This is a genomic window from Streptomyces sp. NPDC028298 (genome assembly GCF_055565895.1).
This window is the reverse complement of record NZ_JBVHTL010000002.1, coordinates 1,049,892-1,064,225: the sequence shown is the minus strand read 5'-3', so window position 1 is coordinate 1,064,225 and position 14,334 is coordinate 1,049,892. Positions and strand designations below refer to the sequence as shown.

Annotated in this window: 12 protein-coding genes; 4 read left to right on the top strand and 8 right to left on the bottom strand. The window is 71.8% G+C overall.

The features are described from left to right. Window positions 1–94 precede the first annotated feature (94 nt). On the top strand, window positions 95–721 hold the full coding sequence (locus ACZ4TO_RS13195) for a histidine phosphatase family protein (RefSeq protein ID WP_385045120.1): 627 nt from the start codon (window positions 95–97) through the stop codon (window positions 719–721). A gap of 97 nt (window positions 722–818) precedes the next feature. Here ACZ4TO_RS13195 and ACZ4TO_RS13190 read toward each other — a convergent pair whose 3' ends face one another. The 6 genes from ACZ4TO_RS13190 to ACZ4TO_RS13165 all read right to left on the bottom strand — a co-directional run bounded on the left by ACZ4TO_RS13190 (window position 819) and on the right by ACZ4TO_RS13165 (window position 7,888). Next, window positions 819–1,712, bottom strand: a complete 894-nt coding sequence (locus tag ACZ4TO_RS13190) for a TauD/TfdA dioxygenase family protein (protein WP_382782600.1) — start codon at window positions 1,710–1,712, stop codon at window positions 819–821. A gap of 100 nt (window positions 1,713–1,812) precedes the next feature. Next, window positions 1,813–3,213 carry an LLM class flavin-dependent oxidoreductase gene (locus ACZ4TO_RS13185; protein WP_468024181.1) on the bottom strand — a complete coding sequence of 467 codons (1,401 nt, stop codon included), beginning with the start codon at window positions 3,211–3,213 and terminating at the stop codon, window positions 1,813–1,815. Continuing rightward, window positions 3,210–3,947 carry an ABC transporter ATP-binding protein gene (locus ACZ4TO_RS13180; RefSeq protein WP_382782595.1) on the bottom strand — a complete coding sequence of 246 codons (738 nt, stop codon included), beginning with the start codon at window positions 3,945–3,947 and terminating at the stop codon, window positions 3,210–3,212. Before ACZ4TO_RS13180 ends, ACZ4TO_RS13185 begins: the two co-directional genes overlap by 4 nt. Then, on the bottom strand, window positions 3,923–4,876 hold the full coding sequence (locus tag ACZ4TO_RS13175; RefSeq protein ID WP_468024370.1) for an ABC transporter permease: 954 nt from the start codon (window positions 4,874–4,876) through the stop codon (window positions 3,923–3,925). The genes ACZ4TO_RS13180 and ACZ4TO_RS13175 overlap by 25 nt, the downstream gene beginning before the upstream one ends. Window positions 4,877–5,049: 173 nt before the next feature. After that, window positions 5,050–6,150, bottom strand: coding sequence for an ABC transporter substrate-binding protein (locus ACZ4TO_RS13170; protein WP_468024180.1), 1,101 nt, complete (start codon window positions 6,148–6,150; stop codon window positions 5,050–5,052). A 535-nt stretch (window positions 6,151–6,685) separates the two neighbouring features. Then, on the bottom strand, window positions 6,686–7,888 hold the full coding sequence (locus tag ACZ4TO_RS13165) for an ROK family transcriptional regulator (RefSeq protein WP_382782587.1): 1,203 nt from the start codon (window positions 7,886–7,888) through the stop codon (window positions 6,686–6,688). A 594-nt stretch (window positions 7,889–8,482) separates the two neighbouring features. Here ACZ4TO_RS13165 and ACZ4TO_RS13160 point away from each other — a divergent pair. Beyond that, window positions 8,483–9,067, top strand: a complete 585-nt coding sequence (locus tag ACZ4TO_RS13160; RefSeq protein WP_382782584.1) for a biotin transporter BioY — start codon at window positions 8,483–8,485, stop codon at window positions 9,065–9,067. Between the two features lie 96 nt (window positions 9,068–9,163). On the opposite strand, the gene ACZ4TO_RS13155 is transcribed toward ACZ4TO_RS13160, so the two are convergent. Beyond that, on the bottom strand, window positions 9,164–9,883 hold the full coding sequence (locus ACZ4TO_RS13155; protein ID WP_468024179.1) for an LPXTG cell wall anchor domain-containing protein: 720 nt from the start codon (window positions 9,881–9,883) through the stop codon (window positions 9,164–9,166). A gap of 187 nt (window positions 9,884–10,070) precedes the next feature. Here ACZ4TO_RS13155 and ACZ4TO_RS13150 point away from each other — a divergent pair, with 187 nt between their 5' ends. Continuing rightward, entirely contained in the window at window positions 10,071–11,963 is a 1,893-nt protein-coding gene (locus ACZ4TO_RS13150; protein ID WP_468024178.1) for a serine/threonine-protein kinase, read from the top strand. 84 nt (window positions 11,964–12,047) lie between these two features. Here ACZ4TO_RS13150 and ACZ4TO_RS13145 read toward each other — a convergent pair whose 3' ends face one another. Beyond that, a complete protein-coding gene (locus tag ACZ4TO_RS13145) occupies window positions 12,048–13,532 on the bottom strand; it encodes an amino acid permease (protein WP_385045140.1) in 1,485 nt (494 codons plus the stop codon). 259 nt (window positions 13,533–13,791) lie between these two features. Here ACZ4TO_RS13145 and ACZ4TO_RS13140 point away from each other — a divergent pair, with 259 nt between their 5' ends. Next, entirely contained in the window at window positions 13,792–14,286 is a 495-nt protein-coding gene (locus ACZ4TO_RS13140; protein WP_382782576.1) for a ribose-5-phosphate isomerase, read from the top strand. The last annotated feature ends 48 nt before the right edge of the window (window positions 14,287–14,334 follow it).

Here is a 14,334-nt window from a genome sequence, read left to right as displayed (position 1 = left end):
GTCGTGCGTGGCGGCGGGTGTGCCGCGCCCGGTCCCGGACCGGACTTCTCGTGGTGTGCCCGCGGGCCCGGCCCGACCTGGATACTGCGGCCTCATGAGTACTACGAGCCGCAGTACGACCCTCCTCCTGGCCCGGCACGGGCAGACCGTCTGGCACGCGGAGAACCGCTACGCCGGAGTGAGCGACGTCCAGCTCACCGAGGAGGGCCGCGCCCAGGCGGAGGCCCTCGGCCGCTGGGCCGCCGCGCACCCCGTCGACGCGATCTGGACCTCGACCATGTCCCGTGCCGTCGCCACGGCCGAGCCCGCGTGCCGCGTCCTCGGGCTGGTCGCCCGGCGTGAACCCGCCCTGCGCGAATGCGACTTCGGGGTGCTGGAGGGCCGCACGCTCGCCGAGTTCGAGCTGGAGAACCCGGTCCGTGCCAAGGCGTTCCGCGCCGATCCGGTGTCCTATCCCTTCCCCGAGGCGGAGGATCCCCGCACCGCGGCGGCCCGGGGGACCCGCGCCCTGCGCCGGATCGCCGAGGCCCACCCCGGCGAGCGCGTGCTGGTCGTCGCCCACAACACCCTGCTGCGGCTGGTGCTGTGCGCCGCACTGTCCGTCCCGCTGGGCGAGTACCGCCGCGTCCTGCCGGGCCTGCGCAACGCGGCGATCACCGAACTCCGGCTGGAGGACGGGGCGGCCGCCCTGATCTCGCTGAACGTGCCGTGCGGGCCCTGACGGACGGCCCCCGCGAGGGGGATCCTCGCGGGGGCCGCCCCGTCGTCCGCCGTCCGGCGTCCGTTGTTCGTCGCCGTTCACACGATCCGGTACGGCGTCACGCGGCCACCGACGTGTAGTGCGAGGCGTCTCCCTCGATCGAGTGACTCTCCTTGCCCTCGATGCCGACCGGCACGTCACCGGCGACCGTCACCCGGTGCAGCCGGCGCGGCAGCCCGTCGTAGTTGTCGATCGCGTAGTGCTGGGTGATCCGGTTGTCGAACAGGACGAGCTGGTTCGGGGACCAGCGCCAGCGCAGCACGTTCTCGGGCCGGGTGACGTACGCCTGGAGCAGGTCGAGGATCTTGCGGGACTCGCCCACCGACAGCCCGATGATCCGCTGCGCGAACCCGCCGATGAACAGGCCGCGTTCACCGGTCAGCGGGTGCACCCGGACGACCGGGTGCGCGGTGCGGAACTTGATGGAGGTGAACTGGGCTCGCTGCGCGGCCTGTTCCTCGTCGATGTTCTCGTCCGGCACCGCGTAGTCGTAGTCGTTGGTGTGCTCGGCCCACAGGGTGTCGGCGAACGCGCGGAGCGGTTCGGGCAGATCGCGGTAGGCGGCCGCGGAATTGGCGATGAGCGTCTCACCGCCGTACGGCGGCACGGTGATGCTGCGCAGGGTGCTGGCCTGCGGCGGGTTGAGCACGAAGGTCACGTCGGTGTGCCAGTGGTTGGCGCGGCCCCGCTCGCTGTCGACGGGCAGCACGTTCGGGGCGCCGTCCACGGCGGGCACCGTGGGGTGCGCGGTGGTGAGGTCGCCGAAGTGACGGGCGAAGGCCTGCTGCCCCTCGTCGTCCAGGTCGACGTCGTCGAAGACCAGCGCCTTGTGCTCGTCGAGGGCTGTGCGCAGGGCGGCGGCGGTGATGTCGTCCAGGGGCTTGGAGATGTCGACGCCCAGGACGCGGGCACCGATGTGCGCGGTGACCTTCTGGATCTCGATGTCCGACATGGGTACGGGTCCTTTCGGTTCGGCCGTTCGGGGGTTCGGGGATTCAGGGATTCGGGGTTCGGGATTGGGGCTCTTGGAGCGCGAACGGGGTCAGGCGGGGTCAGGCGAGAGCGGACGCGGTCGCCTGGGTGGGTGCCGGTGCCGGTGCCGACGCGGGGAGCGTGGTCGCCGTCGTGGCCGGAGTCGCGTACCGGTTGGCCGGGCGCGGCAGCCCGTAGCGCTCCCGCAGCGTCTGCCGGGGTCCGTACTCCCGGCGGAGCAGATCCCTCTCGCGCAGGATCGGCACCACGTGGTCGACGAAGAGGTCCAGGCCGGACGGCAGCACGGGGGGCATGATGTTGAAGCCGTCGGCGGCCCCGCCGCGGAACCACTCCTCGATCGCGTCGGCGACCTGCCCGGGTGTCCCGGTGAAGGTCAGATGGCCCCGCCCGCCGCCGAGCCGGCCGATCAGCTCGCGGACCGTGAGCCGCTCGCGCCGGGCGAGCTCCACGACGAGGGTGTAGCGGCTCTTGGCTCCCTCGACGGCGCTCTCCGGCGGCAGGTCGGCGGGCAGCCGCTCGTCCAGCGCGAGCGTCCCGGCGGGCAGTTGGAGCAGCGACTCCAGCCGGGCCACACCGTGGTCGTACACGATGTGGTCCTCCAGGACCTGTTCGAGCCCGCGCGCCTCGGCCTCGGTGGAGCCGATCACCGGGACGATGCCGGGCAGCACCTTGACGTGCTCCGGGTCGCGTCCCGCCCGCCGCGCACGGGACTTGAGGTCGCCGTAGAAGGCCCGCGCGTCGTCGAGGGTCTGCTGCGCGGTGAACACCGCCTCCGCGGAGCGGGCGGCGAAGGCCCTGCCGTCCGCCGAGGAGCCCGCCTGCACCAGCAGCGGGTGACCCTGCGGTGTGCGCGGCACGTTCAGGGCGCCCTCGACACGGAAGTACGTGCCCTTGTGACGCGGCGGGTGGATCTTGTCGTCGTCGCCCCAGACCCCCCGCTCCTTGTCGGCGACGACCGTGTCGTCCTCCCAGCTGTCCCAGAGCTTCAGCGCCACGTCCACGAACTCCGCGGCGCGGGCGTACCGTTCGGCGTGGGCGGGCTCGTGCTCCAGGCCGAAGTTGCGGGCCGCCTCGGCACCCGCGGTCGTCACGATGTTCCAGCCGGCCCGCCCGCCGCTGATGATGTCCAGCGAGGCGAACGTGCGGGCCAGGTTGTAGGGCGAGTTGTACGACGTCGACGCCGTGGCGATCAGGCCGATGTGCTCGGTCGCCGTCGCCAGCGCGGTGAGCAGGGTCAGCGGTTCCAGCGCCCCGGCCGGCCGCTGCGCCACCCGGCTCCAGAGCTGGGGGCCGTCCGCGAGGAACAGCGAGTCGAACGTGCCGCGTTCGGCGATCCGCGCCAGCCGTACGTAGTGGTCGAGCCGGACGTGCGCGTACGGGTCGCTCTCCGGCAGCCGCCACGACGCCTCGTGGTGGCCGGTGTTCATCAGGAACGCGTTCAGGTGCAGTCGGCGGGTCATGCGTGGTCCTCCGTGACGCCGAGGGCGGCGAGCAGCCGTTCGCGGTACTCGCCGAGCAGCGGTTCGCGGTACGAGCGGGGGTGCGGGCGGTCGATGGTCAGGTCGACGCCGATGCGGCCGTGGTCGAGCACGAGCACCCGGTCGGCCAGCACGATCGCCTCGTCCACGTCGTGCGTGACGAGCAGCACGGACGGCCGGTGGCGTTCCCACAGTTCGCGCAGCAGCACGTGCATACGGATCCGGGTGAGCGCGTCCAGCGCCCCGAACGGCTCGTCGGCCAGCAGCAGTTCGGGTTCGCGGACGAGCGAGCGGGCCAGGGCGGCGCGCTGTGCCTCGCCGCCGGACAGCTCGTTGGGCCAGGCCCGTTCCCGCCCCGCGAGTCCCACCTCCGCCAGGGCCGAGCGGCCCTTCTCGGCGGCCTCCCGGCCGTCCGTGCCCAGCAGGACGTTGTCGAGGACGCGGCGCCACGGCAGCAGCCGGGAGTCCTGGAAGACGACGGACACCCTTTGCGGGGCGGTGAGTTCGCCGCTCCCGGCGACGCCGTGATCGAGGCCGGCGATGGCGCGCAGCAAGGTGCTCTTGCCGGAGCCACTGTGGCCGAGCAGTGCGGTGAACTGGCCCGCCGGGAGGTCGAGGTCGATTCCGTCGAGGACCGTGCGGCCCTCGAACGACCGGGTGAGTCCGCGCAGACGGACCGTGTCGGGACGGGTCAGTTGCTGAGCGTGCGTCGCCATGACAGCACCTTTCGTTCGACGAGACGAACCGCGCTGTCGGAGACGAGTCCGAAGATGCCGTAGATCAGCAGGCCGACGAGGATGATGTCGGTCCGGCCGTAGTTCTGGGCCTGGAACATCATGTAGCCGAGGCCGCTGGTGGCGTTGATCTGCTCCAGGACGACCAGGGAGAGCCAGGAGCCGGTCACGCCGAGCCGGAGCCCGACGAAGAAGCCCGGCAGCGCGCCGGGGATCACGATCTCCCGGACGAAGCGGAGCCTCGACAGCCCCTGGACCTCGGCGAGTTCCACGAAGCGGTGGTCGATGCCGGACAGCGCGGAGTGCAGGTTCAGATAGATCGGGATGTAGACGACGATGGCGATGATCGCGATCTTGAAGGTCTCGCCGATGCCCAGCCAGAGGATGAACAGCGGGATCAGACCGAGGGTCGGGATCGCCCGGTTGAGCTGCACGGTCCCGTCGATCAGCGCCTCGCCGACGCGGCTGAGCCCGGACGCGAGGGCGAGGAGGACACCTGCGGTCAGGCCGAACGCGAAGCCGTATCCCGCGCGCTCCAGGGAGGTCAGCACATCGGTGGGCAGGGTGCCGTCGGTCCACAGGTGACCGGTGGTCCGCAGCACCGTCCAGGGCGCGGGGATCGCGCCGGGATCGAGCTGTCCGGCGGCTGAGGCGACGGCCCACAGCGCGAGGAACAGCGCCGGTCCGATGAGCCGGGAGGCGGGCAGCCGCTTGCCGGGCGCGAGACCGCGCCGCCGAGCACGGGGGGCTCGCCGGAACCGGCGCTCCCGGTGCTCCCGGCGCTCCCCGGGTGCGGCCCCGCCGCCCGCCGCCGCGTCGGCCGCCTCGGCCGCTTCGGCCGCTTCGGCCGGCTCCGTCCCGGCCGGCTCCGCCTCGACCGCCGCTGTCCCGGCTCCAGCTCTGGCTCCGATTCCGGTCCCGGGCGTGGCCGCAACCGTGGTCCCGGTCTCCTCCCCGGGTGCGGCCGAGGCCTCGGTCCCGGTCTCGTTCCCGGCCGTGGCCGTGGCCGCGGCCCGAGCCGCCGTCTCGGTGTCGGTGGTGTCCGGAGTCGCGGTCGTCGCCGTGGTCCTGGTCGTCATGGCCGTCACTTCCGGTATTCCGCGGGCACGGCCCTGGCGGCGATGGCCTCGAAGCGCCGGTCGAAGAGCGAGCCGACCTTGAAGCCCTTCACGAAGCCGCCCTCCGCGAGCAGATCGGCGGTCTCCTGCTCCCACTTGACGGCCTCGTCCCAGCTCGGCGGGAACAAGGGCTTGTTGGCCAGGGCGGTGATCGCCTGCGCCTGCGGAAGGGTCAGGTTCTGCGTCTTGACGTAGAACTCCTCGTTCCAGGCGTCGGGGTGCTCGTACGCCCACACCTGGCCCTTCGCCCAGCGCGGGATGTACGCGGCGACCGCGGCGGCCTTAGCGCGGTCGGCCAGCACCGACGACGGAGCCCAGAGCAGGTTGAGCAGGTCCACCACGTCGGTCGTGATGGTGTGGGCGCCCTTGGACCCGTACTGCTTGAGATAGGCCGGCGCCTGGCTGTTCGCGAGCGGGGCGATGTCCACCTGGCCCGCCTGGAGCGCCGTGAGGAACTGGTTGCTGGTCAGCGGTACGAGGGTCACGTCGTCGTAGGCGATGCCGGCCTGCTTCAGGGCGCGCAGCAGGACGACGCCCTGCGCCTGCCCCTGGGAGAAGGCCAGCTTCCTGCCCTTGAAGCCCTGGACGTCCTTGATGTCGCTGCCGGGCTTCGTGGCGAACAGGTAGTTGGGCTTGCGGGTGATGTTGATCGCGACGATCTTCGCGTCGAAACCCTGGAAGTGCGCCTGGATCGGCGGGATGCCCGCGTTGTTGCCGACGTCCAGGGACTTGGCGCGGAAGGCGTTGATGACGTCGGGTCCGGCGCCGATGTTCACCCAGTCGGAGACGCCGAACGGCAGGTCGGACAGCCCCGCCAGCTTGAACTGGAGTTCCTGGACGCCCTGGTACGAGGCGATCTTGAGCTCGGTGCCCTGCGGCACCTTGCCGGACAGGGGCGCCGACAGGTCCCCCTGGGACCGGCTGCCGGCCGCGCTCGCACCGGCGCAGCCGCTCAGGCCCGCCGCCGCGGCGGCACCGACGAGAGAGGACAGGAACACGCGCCGGTCGACACCGGACGCGGACAGGGGAGAGGAGGAACGCGTGGACCGTGCGGACAGTGGTGGCATGGAAGGACTCCGGGGATTCCAAGTGGCGGGAGGGCGCGCGAGGTTCCGGGCAGGGCGAGGCCGGAGGGGACGCGGGCGCGCCGAAGGGACACACGCCGGTGGCGTGCCTGAAGAGACGGGCGATCAGGGCGACGACAGCCGAAGCGCCCGCCTGCCGGGAGGCGTCGGCCGGCCGATCGTGGGGAGGCGTGCCGCGCGACGCGGGGCGTGTGCGGCTGTGGCGGCGTCCGGGCGGCCCTCGGGTGACGGCCGCCTGCGGATCCCGCGCTCCGGCGGATCAGCCGGAGAGGGGACCGGCCGGCCGGCGGCTCGGCGCGTCAGCGGATCGGCGTCCCGAAGGACCGGCGACACGGTGCCGGTGACGAGACGTCAGGGGCGACCGGTCGGCGACAAGGGGTCAGCAACAACGTGTGCGTGCGACCCGCATCAGGTCGACCACACGGCACTTGGTGAGCGGAACCTGCACCCGCGCGCTGCTCATGTCCACGATGCTCCTGTTCGGGAACGAGCCCTGTCAACATTCCGACTTTCTGAATTAATTAGCGCCCGGTGAGCGGCCCGGAGAGCCCAGCGGGTCGCGGTACAGGACGTCGAGCACGACCGATCCGCCCGCCACGGCGAGCACCGAATCGGGGAAGCTGGTGGGCACGACCGCCGACGCCCGCGCGGGTCCCACCGCCTCGCGCAGCGCCTCCAGGCAGTCCTCCCGGTGTATGGCGCCGATCTCGGTGACGACGACCGTCTCCGGGTTGAGCACGTCGAGCAGCAGCCCCGCGGCCCGCCCGACCATCCGCGACCGCTCCGTCAGCAGCCCCACGGCCAGTAGGTCGCCGGCGGCCGCCGCGGAGACCACGTGCATCGGGTTCGAGCCGTCCGTGACACCGAGTTCCCGGGCCCGCCGGCACAGCGTCCGTTCGCTCAGCTCGGCCTGGAGGCACCCCGTCCGGCCGCAGTCGCACCGCTCCGAGCCGCCCGTCAGCGGCAGATGGGCGATCGCGCCGGCCTGCGAGCGGGGTCCGTGGTGCACCTGGTCGTGCGTGGCGAAGGCGGCGTCCACCACGTTGCCGGCGAACAGATGAAGGACGCTCCGGCTGCCCCTGGCCCGCCCGAACAGCCGCTCCCCGTTGACCAGCGCCCGCGCGTGGCCGTCCACATGGACCGGCAGCCCCGTACGCGCTCCGAGGGTCTCCCGGACGGCCACGTCGTACCAGCCCAGCAGCGGGTGCTCCACGATCGTGCCGGACTCGGCGTCCACCCAGCCGCCCGCCGCCACACCGACGCCGAGCGCGGTGCGGCCGGGAACACCGGCGAGGAGTGCGGTGATCGCCTCGGCGGCGTTCGCGAGGACCCGGCCCGGCTCGGTGCCCTCGTGCCGCAGCCGCTTCTCGGCGAGGACCCGGCCGCGCAGGTCGAGCAGCGCGACGGTCGTGTACGGCACGGCCACGTGCACCCCGCCGACCACGAAGCGGGAGTGGTCCAGGTCGACCGGGAGGTGCGGCCGCCCGACCCCGCCCGACCTGAGGGGTGCGGCGGCTTCACGGATCAGGCCCCGCTCGGTGAACCGTGCGCAGTAGTCGGTCACCGACGCCGGGGAGAGTCCGGTCAGCCGCGAGATGGTGCTGCGGGCGACCGGCCCGTGCTCCAGCACCGACCGCAGGATCACGCTGGCGCTCGCCCGGCGCCGGTCGAGGACGGGGGAGGGAGGGGACAGGGAAGGGGGTGCCACCGTACTGGCCATGGAGTTCATCCTCGGGAGCTGGTCCGGCCGGGCGCCGTCACGTACGCCACGCCGCGACAGCCGCGACATGGCCTGGTGGGGTCCGCTGTGGTCTCGTCCCGGCGGGCCGGATCCGCTCCGCCCCGCCTCAGGAGGCGTGGCGACAGGTGGCGGTTCCCTGGCGTCGCAGGTCGACATAGCGACGCGACGAGAAGTTCAGGGCCTGGGGAACCATGGGGTGAAGGGTAGGGGCTCGCCGGGTGGACCTGCCAGATGCGCCCACGGACCGGACACCGCCTGACGGACGCGCCCACGGACCGGGCGCCCCCTCCGCCCGGCGATCGAGCGCCCGACGGAGCCTTTGGTGAGTCCCCACAGTCCGGCCCCCGAACCGACCCGTAGCGAAAACGACGTCACCTCAGTGACCAGCATCACCTTCGGGCAGGTGTACCAGGCACTCTTTGTAAGGAGCCCACCAAGCCGTTGATCCGCGCTTTGTCGAGCGCTGACGGTGATCACCCGTGCACCCCTGGGATAGCGTCGCCGTGTTCCGACCTGTCCTTCCCCCAGGCCCTCCATGGGCCGAGGGGGCAACCCCTGTTCGCCGGAGTCCTCATGAGCACCGCTGTCGCCACGCCCTCCCGCCCGGGCGAGGTCCTCGCCGACCTTCTCCCGGCCTCCCGCGTCCGTGACGCCGCCCTCGTGCTCGGAGGTGCCGCGCTCACCGGTCTCGCCGCGCAGATCTCGCTGCCCGTCCCGGGTTCCCCGGTGCCGGTGACCGGCCAGACCTTCGCCGCGCTGCTCGTCGGCACCGCGCTCGGCGCCCGCCGCGGCTTCCTGTCGCTCGCGGTGTACGCGCTCGTGGGCATGGCCGGCGTTCCGTGGTTCGCGCAGGGCGGCTCCGGCGCCTCGGCCCCGTCCTTCGGCTACATCCTCGGCATGCTGCTCGCGTCGACCGTCGTGGGCGCCCTCGCCCGCCGCGGCGCCGACCGCTCCGTGCTGCGCATGGCGGGCACGATGCTGCTCGGCGAGGCGATCATCTACGCGATCGGCGTGCCCTACCTGGCCCTGGCCACCGGCATGTCGGCGAGCGCGGCCGTCGCGGCGGGCCTCACCCCGTTCCTGATCGGCGACGCTCTCAAGGCCGCCCTGGCGATGGGCATCCTGCCCACGGCGTGGAAGCTCGTCGACAAGAAGTGACGCCCGCGCCGGTGAGGCGATGACGTCGAGGCCCGCCCGGTCGGTTTCCGACCCGGCGGGCCTCCGCGCGTTCCCGGCCGCCGGTGTGCCCGGCGCTCAGTGCTCCCGCCGCGGCCTGCGGGCGGCCCACCACAGCCCCGCCGCTCCGGCCGACATCAGGGCCGCGCCCGCCAGACCGAGCGGCACGACCTCTTCTCCGGGTCCCGTCTTCGGCAGTCGGTCGCCGCCCGGTGCCACAGGTTTGTTGTCGGTGCCCAGCAGCAGCGGGGTCGCCGGGGCGTTCGGGGACGGATTCGTCGTACCGAACGGGACCGGGCCCTGCTGCCAGTACGTCTTCTTCCCGTCGCCCGTCTGGACCGGAAGGCAGATCTTGCCGGTCCGGCTCACATCGAACGTGGCCTCGACGTCGTACGTTTTCGATTCACCCGCCGCGATATTCCCGGTGGAACAGATGAAACCGCTGTTCGACCCCTTCGGCAGATTCTTTTCCGCCATGGCGGTGCAGCCTTCGACGTTCTTGACCTTCAGGCCGTCGAATCCGACGACCAGCAGCCTGATATCGCCGCTCTCCTTGGTCCCCCCGTTCTTCACCGTGGCGGAAATGGCCGTCTTTTGAGTACTGTTGTCGACCGAGATCTTCTCCGGCAGCAGCGTGGTCACCCGCACACCCGCCGGCGCCTCGTCCACCGCCTTTCCGCCCTTGCCGCTCCCCGGTCCGCCGTCGTCCGCGACAGCGGCCCAGGAAAGGATCATCATGGTCGAGAAACATGCTGTGAGCAGGGATCCCGTCATGATGGTCGTCCGACGAGAACTCATGTTCGCCCCCCTTGGCCACGCCTGAATTCGCAGTACTTGAAGAGGTACCACAAGATTTCTCCGCACTATGCTGGTACGGCCCGAAGTGTGACCCTTGTGGTTCCGTCGTCACGGGCGGTCGTGGCTGATGTTGAGGGGGGTGCAGGAAATGTCGGCGAACGCACAGGGTGGTGTTCCGGGATTATTGGTGACCGGACGTTATCGGCTGGTCGAGAGTATTGGTCAGGGGGGAATGGGGCGGGTGTGGCGAGCCGCCGACGAAATGCTCGACCGGCAGGTCGCGGTCAAGGAAATGCGCATCGACGGACTCGATCCCGAGGGCACCAGGACCCGCCGGGAGCGCACCCTGCGCGAGGCGAGGGCGACGGCCCGGATCGACCATCCCGGCGTCGTGCGCGTCTACGACGTCGTGGACGCGGGCGAGCGGCTGTGGATCGTCATGGAACTCGTCGCCGGCCGTTCGCTGGAACGGATCGTGGCCGAGGGCGGACCGCTGGAGGCGCGCGAGGCGGCCCGCGTCGGTCTCGAACTGGTCGGGGCGCTGCGGCAGGTGCACGCCCAGGGAGTGCTGCACCGCGACATCAAGCCGGGCAACGTCCTGGTCGAGAGCGCCGGGCGGAACCGCGTCGTCCTCACCGACTTCGGCATCGCCGCGCTCCAGGACGCCGAGGCCCTCACCATGGTCGGCATGCTGGTCGGTTCCCCCGACTACATGGCGCCCGAGCGGGTCTCCGGCCGCCCGCAGGGCCCGCCCTCCGACGTGTGGTCGCTGGGCGCCACGCTCTGCGCGGCCCTCGGCGGCCGCTCCCCGTTCTCCCGGTCCACCACCCTCGCGACCCTGCACGCCGTTCTCTACGAGGAGCCCGAACTCCCCGCGGAAGTGGGGGAGTTACGGGAGATCCTGGCCGCCCTCCTGGAGAAGGACCCGACCGCGCGCCCCGGTCTGGAGGAACTGGAGACAGCACTCGCGGACCTCACCCCCGCCCCACGACCCGGCCCCGCCCCACGACCCGCACCCGCCCCACGACCCGGCCCCGACCCCGCCCCGCAACCCGACGTCGCACCACGACCCGACCTCGCCCGGCGACCCGACCCCGCCTCGCGACCCGGCCCCGCCCCGCAACTCGACCTCGCCCCACGACCCGCACCCGCCCCGCAACCCGTCCCCGCCCCGCAACCCGCGCCCGCCCCGGACCCCGAGGCCGCAGCCGCCGTCCAGGGGCCGGGGCTCTCGGGGGTGGCCAGTGCCTCCACCGAAGCCGCTTCCGGACCGCGTACGGAACCCGGCTCCGGAGTTCCCTCCCGGCGGCCCACGGTGCGCGTGCCCGTGGTGCCGGAGCCGCACGAACTCCCGGAGCCCGCCGTGCCGTCCGGCCCCCCGGGCGACGGACGCCGGCGTTCCGACCCGAGCCGGGGTGAGAGCGGGAGCCGGGGCCAGGACCGGGGCCGGAGCCGGTCCGTTGCCCGGCGGCGCGGCGCGTTCGCCGCCGCCGGGATCGTCGCGGCGGGAGCCGTCGCCTGGGCCGTCGTGGCCCTGACCGGCGGATCGAGCGGCGGCGCGGGCGCCGCCACGCACCCGTCCGCGTCGACCGCCTCCGCCGCCGAAGGCCCCTCGTCCCCGGCGCCCACCGTCGAGGGCACCTCGCGTCCGCCCACCCTGCCCGCGGGAGCGCGCCGGGAGGCCGGGGGCTACGCCTGGGTGCCCCCCAAGGGCTGGCGGCGCGATCCGCAGACCGGCTCCGAGGTGCACTACACCTCGCCCGACGGCACCCAGGAACTGGCGGCCAAGTCGTCCATCGCCAGGGGGAATCTGCTGGACACCTGGACGACCTCCGAGCGGAACGCCCACCAGGGGCAGGACTACCGGAAGATCCGGCTGGAGCAGACGATGTTCCGCGGCCGGACCGCGGTCGTCTGGGAGTACACCTTCACGCTCCGGGGCGTGAGCTGGCACGCGCGGCTGCTCGGCTTCGACACCGACGGGAAGTCGTACCAGATCAACACCTGGTACCACGAGGACGTCGAGGGCCGCGCGATCGAGGTCTACGACCGGGTCAGGGACGGCTTCACCGTGCTGTGAACGACGGCTTCACCGTGCTGTGAACAGGGAGGGGCCCGCGGCGGTGTGCCGCGGGCCCCTCCTCACTCGGGCTTCGGGGGCGGGTCAGGCGCCGACCTCGGCCCGGGTCTTCTCCGGCGCGTCGCTCTCGACCCGCGCGGAAGAACGGGAACCCGCGCCGGCCTTCTGCCGGACGAGGGCGATGACCAGCACGATCGCCGCGACCATCAGCGACAGCAGCACGGTCTCCCGGCCGTCGTGTTCGGTGTCGGTCAGCATGTAGCCGAGCACGAAGACGATCATCGCGGCGGTCGCCCAGGTCAGGTACGGGTAGAGCCACATCTTCACGACGAGCTTCTCCGGCGCCTCGCGCTGGATGATCTTCCGCATCCGGAGCTGCGAGAAGCAGATGACCAGCCACACGAACAGGGCCACCGCGCCGGAGGAGTTGACCAGGAAGAGGAAGACCGAGTCCGGGAACTTGTAGTTGAAGAAGACGGCGACGAAGCCGAACACGACCGAGACGACGATGGCGGCCATCGGCACACCGCGCCGGGTGGTCCTGGCGAACATCTTCGGCGCGTCCCCGCGCTCACCGAGCGAGAAGGCCATGCGGGAGGCGGTGTACAGGCCCGAGTTGAGGCAGGACAGCACGGACGTCAGCACGATGAAGTTCATGATCTGACCGGCGTGCGCGATGCCGAGGGAGTCGAGGGCGGCGACGTACGAGCCGTTCTTCTCGATGGACGGGTCGTTCCACGGCAGCAGGGTGATGACGACGAGGATCGAGCCCAGGTAGAAGACGGCGATACGCCAGATGATGCTGTTCGTCGACTTGGTGACGGCGCGCTGCGGGTCCTCGGACTCGCCGGCGGCGAGCGTCGCGATCTCGCTGCCCATGAAGGAGAAGACGACCAGGAGCACACCGGTGAGGACCGCGCCGGGTCCGTGCGGCAGGAATCCGCCGTGGTCGGTCAGATTGCCCAGTCCCGCCTTCTCGGCGTCGACGCCGGGCAGCACCCCGAAGATGGCCAGGCCGCCGACGACGATGAACGCGCCGATCGCCACGACCTTGATCCCGGCGAACCAGAACTCGAACTCGCCGTACGAGCCGACGGAGACCAGGTTGGTGGCCGTCAGCACCACCATCACGATGAGCGCCCAGCCCCACTGCGGTACGGCGGGGATCCAGCCCTCGAGGATGTCGGCGCCCGCGGTGGCCTCCACGGCCAGCACCACGACCCAGAAGAACCAGTAGAGCCAGCCGATGGAGAAGCCGGCCCAGCGGCCCAGCGCGCGGTCGGCGTGCGCGGAGAACGAGCCCGAGGTCGGGTTGGCGGCGGACATCTCGCCGAGCATCCGCATCACCAGCACCACGAGCGTGCCGACGAGGGCGTACGACAGGAGGATGCCGGGGCCCGTCGTGGCGATGCCGGCCTTGGAGCCGACGAAGAGCCCGGCGCCGATGACACCGCCGATGGCGATCATCGACAGATGGCGGTTCTTGAGTCCGGCCTGGAGGCCGCCACCGGGTTCTCCGGGGCCTCCGGAGGCCTGTGCGGCCTTCGTGGGGGTCGGCTGCGAGGTCATGAGGTGGGTTCCTTTGCGCCGGATGAGCAGATTCCCGTACAGAGCGCGCGATCCGTACGAGCGGTGTACGGGGCGCGCACCGGTCCGTTGTGAGGACCGGCGTACAAGTTGGTCCAGTGAAACGGAGGCGATCCGATTCGTGAACCTTTGAATCCAGATCGTTACTTGAGGTTTCCTTGAGGTTCTGTAGGCTGGGTCACAGTTTTGCGTGGTGGGACCCGGCGCGACTGCCCCGAAACGGCCGTGTCACACTCGGACCATGCGCGTGTATCTCGGATCCGACCATGCCGGTCTCGAACTGAAGAACCACCTCGTCGAGTGGCTCAAGGCCGCCGGCCACGAGCCCGTCGACTGCGGGCCCCACATCTACGACGCCCAGGACGACTACCCGCCGTTCTGCCTCCGCGCGGCGGAGCGCACGGTGGCCGACCCGGACGCCCTCGGCGTCGTCATCGGCGGCTCCGGCAACGGCGAGCAGATCGCCGCGAACAAGGTCGCCGGCGTACGGGCCGTCCTCGCCTGGAGCGAGGAGACCGCCGCGCTCGGCCGCGAGCACAACAACGCGAACGTCATCTCCGTCGGCGCCCGGATGCACTCCCAGGAAGAGGCGACGAAGTTCGTCGAGACCTTCCTCGGCACGCCCTTCACCGGCGAGGAGCGCCACGTGAGGCGCATCGAGATGCTCGCGGACTACGAGAAGACCCGGGAACTCCCGCCGATCCCGGCCCACCACCCGCAGCAGCCGCAGGCGTAACACCGACGGGCCGCGTGCCGCGGATCCGGGTGACGGCGAACCGCCGGA

Bases quoted from the DNA above. Each gene is read 5' to 3' on its own strand.
- ACZ4TO_RS13195 (WP_385045120.1), top strand. From the start codon at position 95: ATGAGTACTACGAGCCGCAGTACGACCCTCCTCCTGGCCCGGCACGGG.
- ACZ4TO_RS13190 (WP_382782600.1), bottom strand. From the start codon at position 1,712: ATGTCGGACATCGAGATCCAGAAGGTCACCGCGCACATCGGTGCCCGC.
- ACZ4TO_RS13185 (WP_468024181.1), bottom strand. From the start codon at position 3,213: ATGACCCGCCGACTGCACCTGAACGCGTTCCTGATGAACACCGGCCAC.
- ACZ4TO_RS13180 (WP_382782595.1), bottom strand. From the start codon at position 3,947: ATGGCGACGCACGCTCAGCAACTGACCCGTCCCGACACGGTCCGTCTG.
- ACZ4TO_RS13170 (WP_468024180.1), bottom strand. From the start codon at position 6,150: ATGCCACCACTGTCCGCACGGTCCACGCGTTCCTCCTCTCCCCTGTCC.
- ACZ4TO_RS13165 (WP_382782587.1), bottom strand. From the start codon at position 7,888: ATGGCCAGTACGGTGGCACCCCCTTCCCTGTCCCCTCCCTCCCCCGTC.
- ACZ4TO_RS13160 (WP_382782584.1), top strand. From the start codon at position 8,483: ATGAGCACCGCTGTCGCCACGCCCTCCCGCCCGGGCGAGGTCCTCGCC.
- ACZ4TO_RS13155 (WP_468024179.1), bottom strand. From the start codon at position 9,883: ATGAGTTCTCGTCGGACGACCATCATGACGGGATCCCTGCTCACAGCA.
- ACZ4TO_RS13145 (WP_385045140.1), bottom strand. From the start codon at position 13,532: ATGACCTCGCAGCCGACCCCCACGAAGGCCGCACAGGCCTCCGGAGGC.
- ACZ4TO_RS13140 (WP_382782576.1), top strand. From the start codon at position 13,792: ATGCGCGTGTATCTCGGATCCGACCATGCCGGTCTCGAACTGAAGAAC.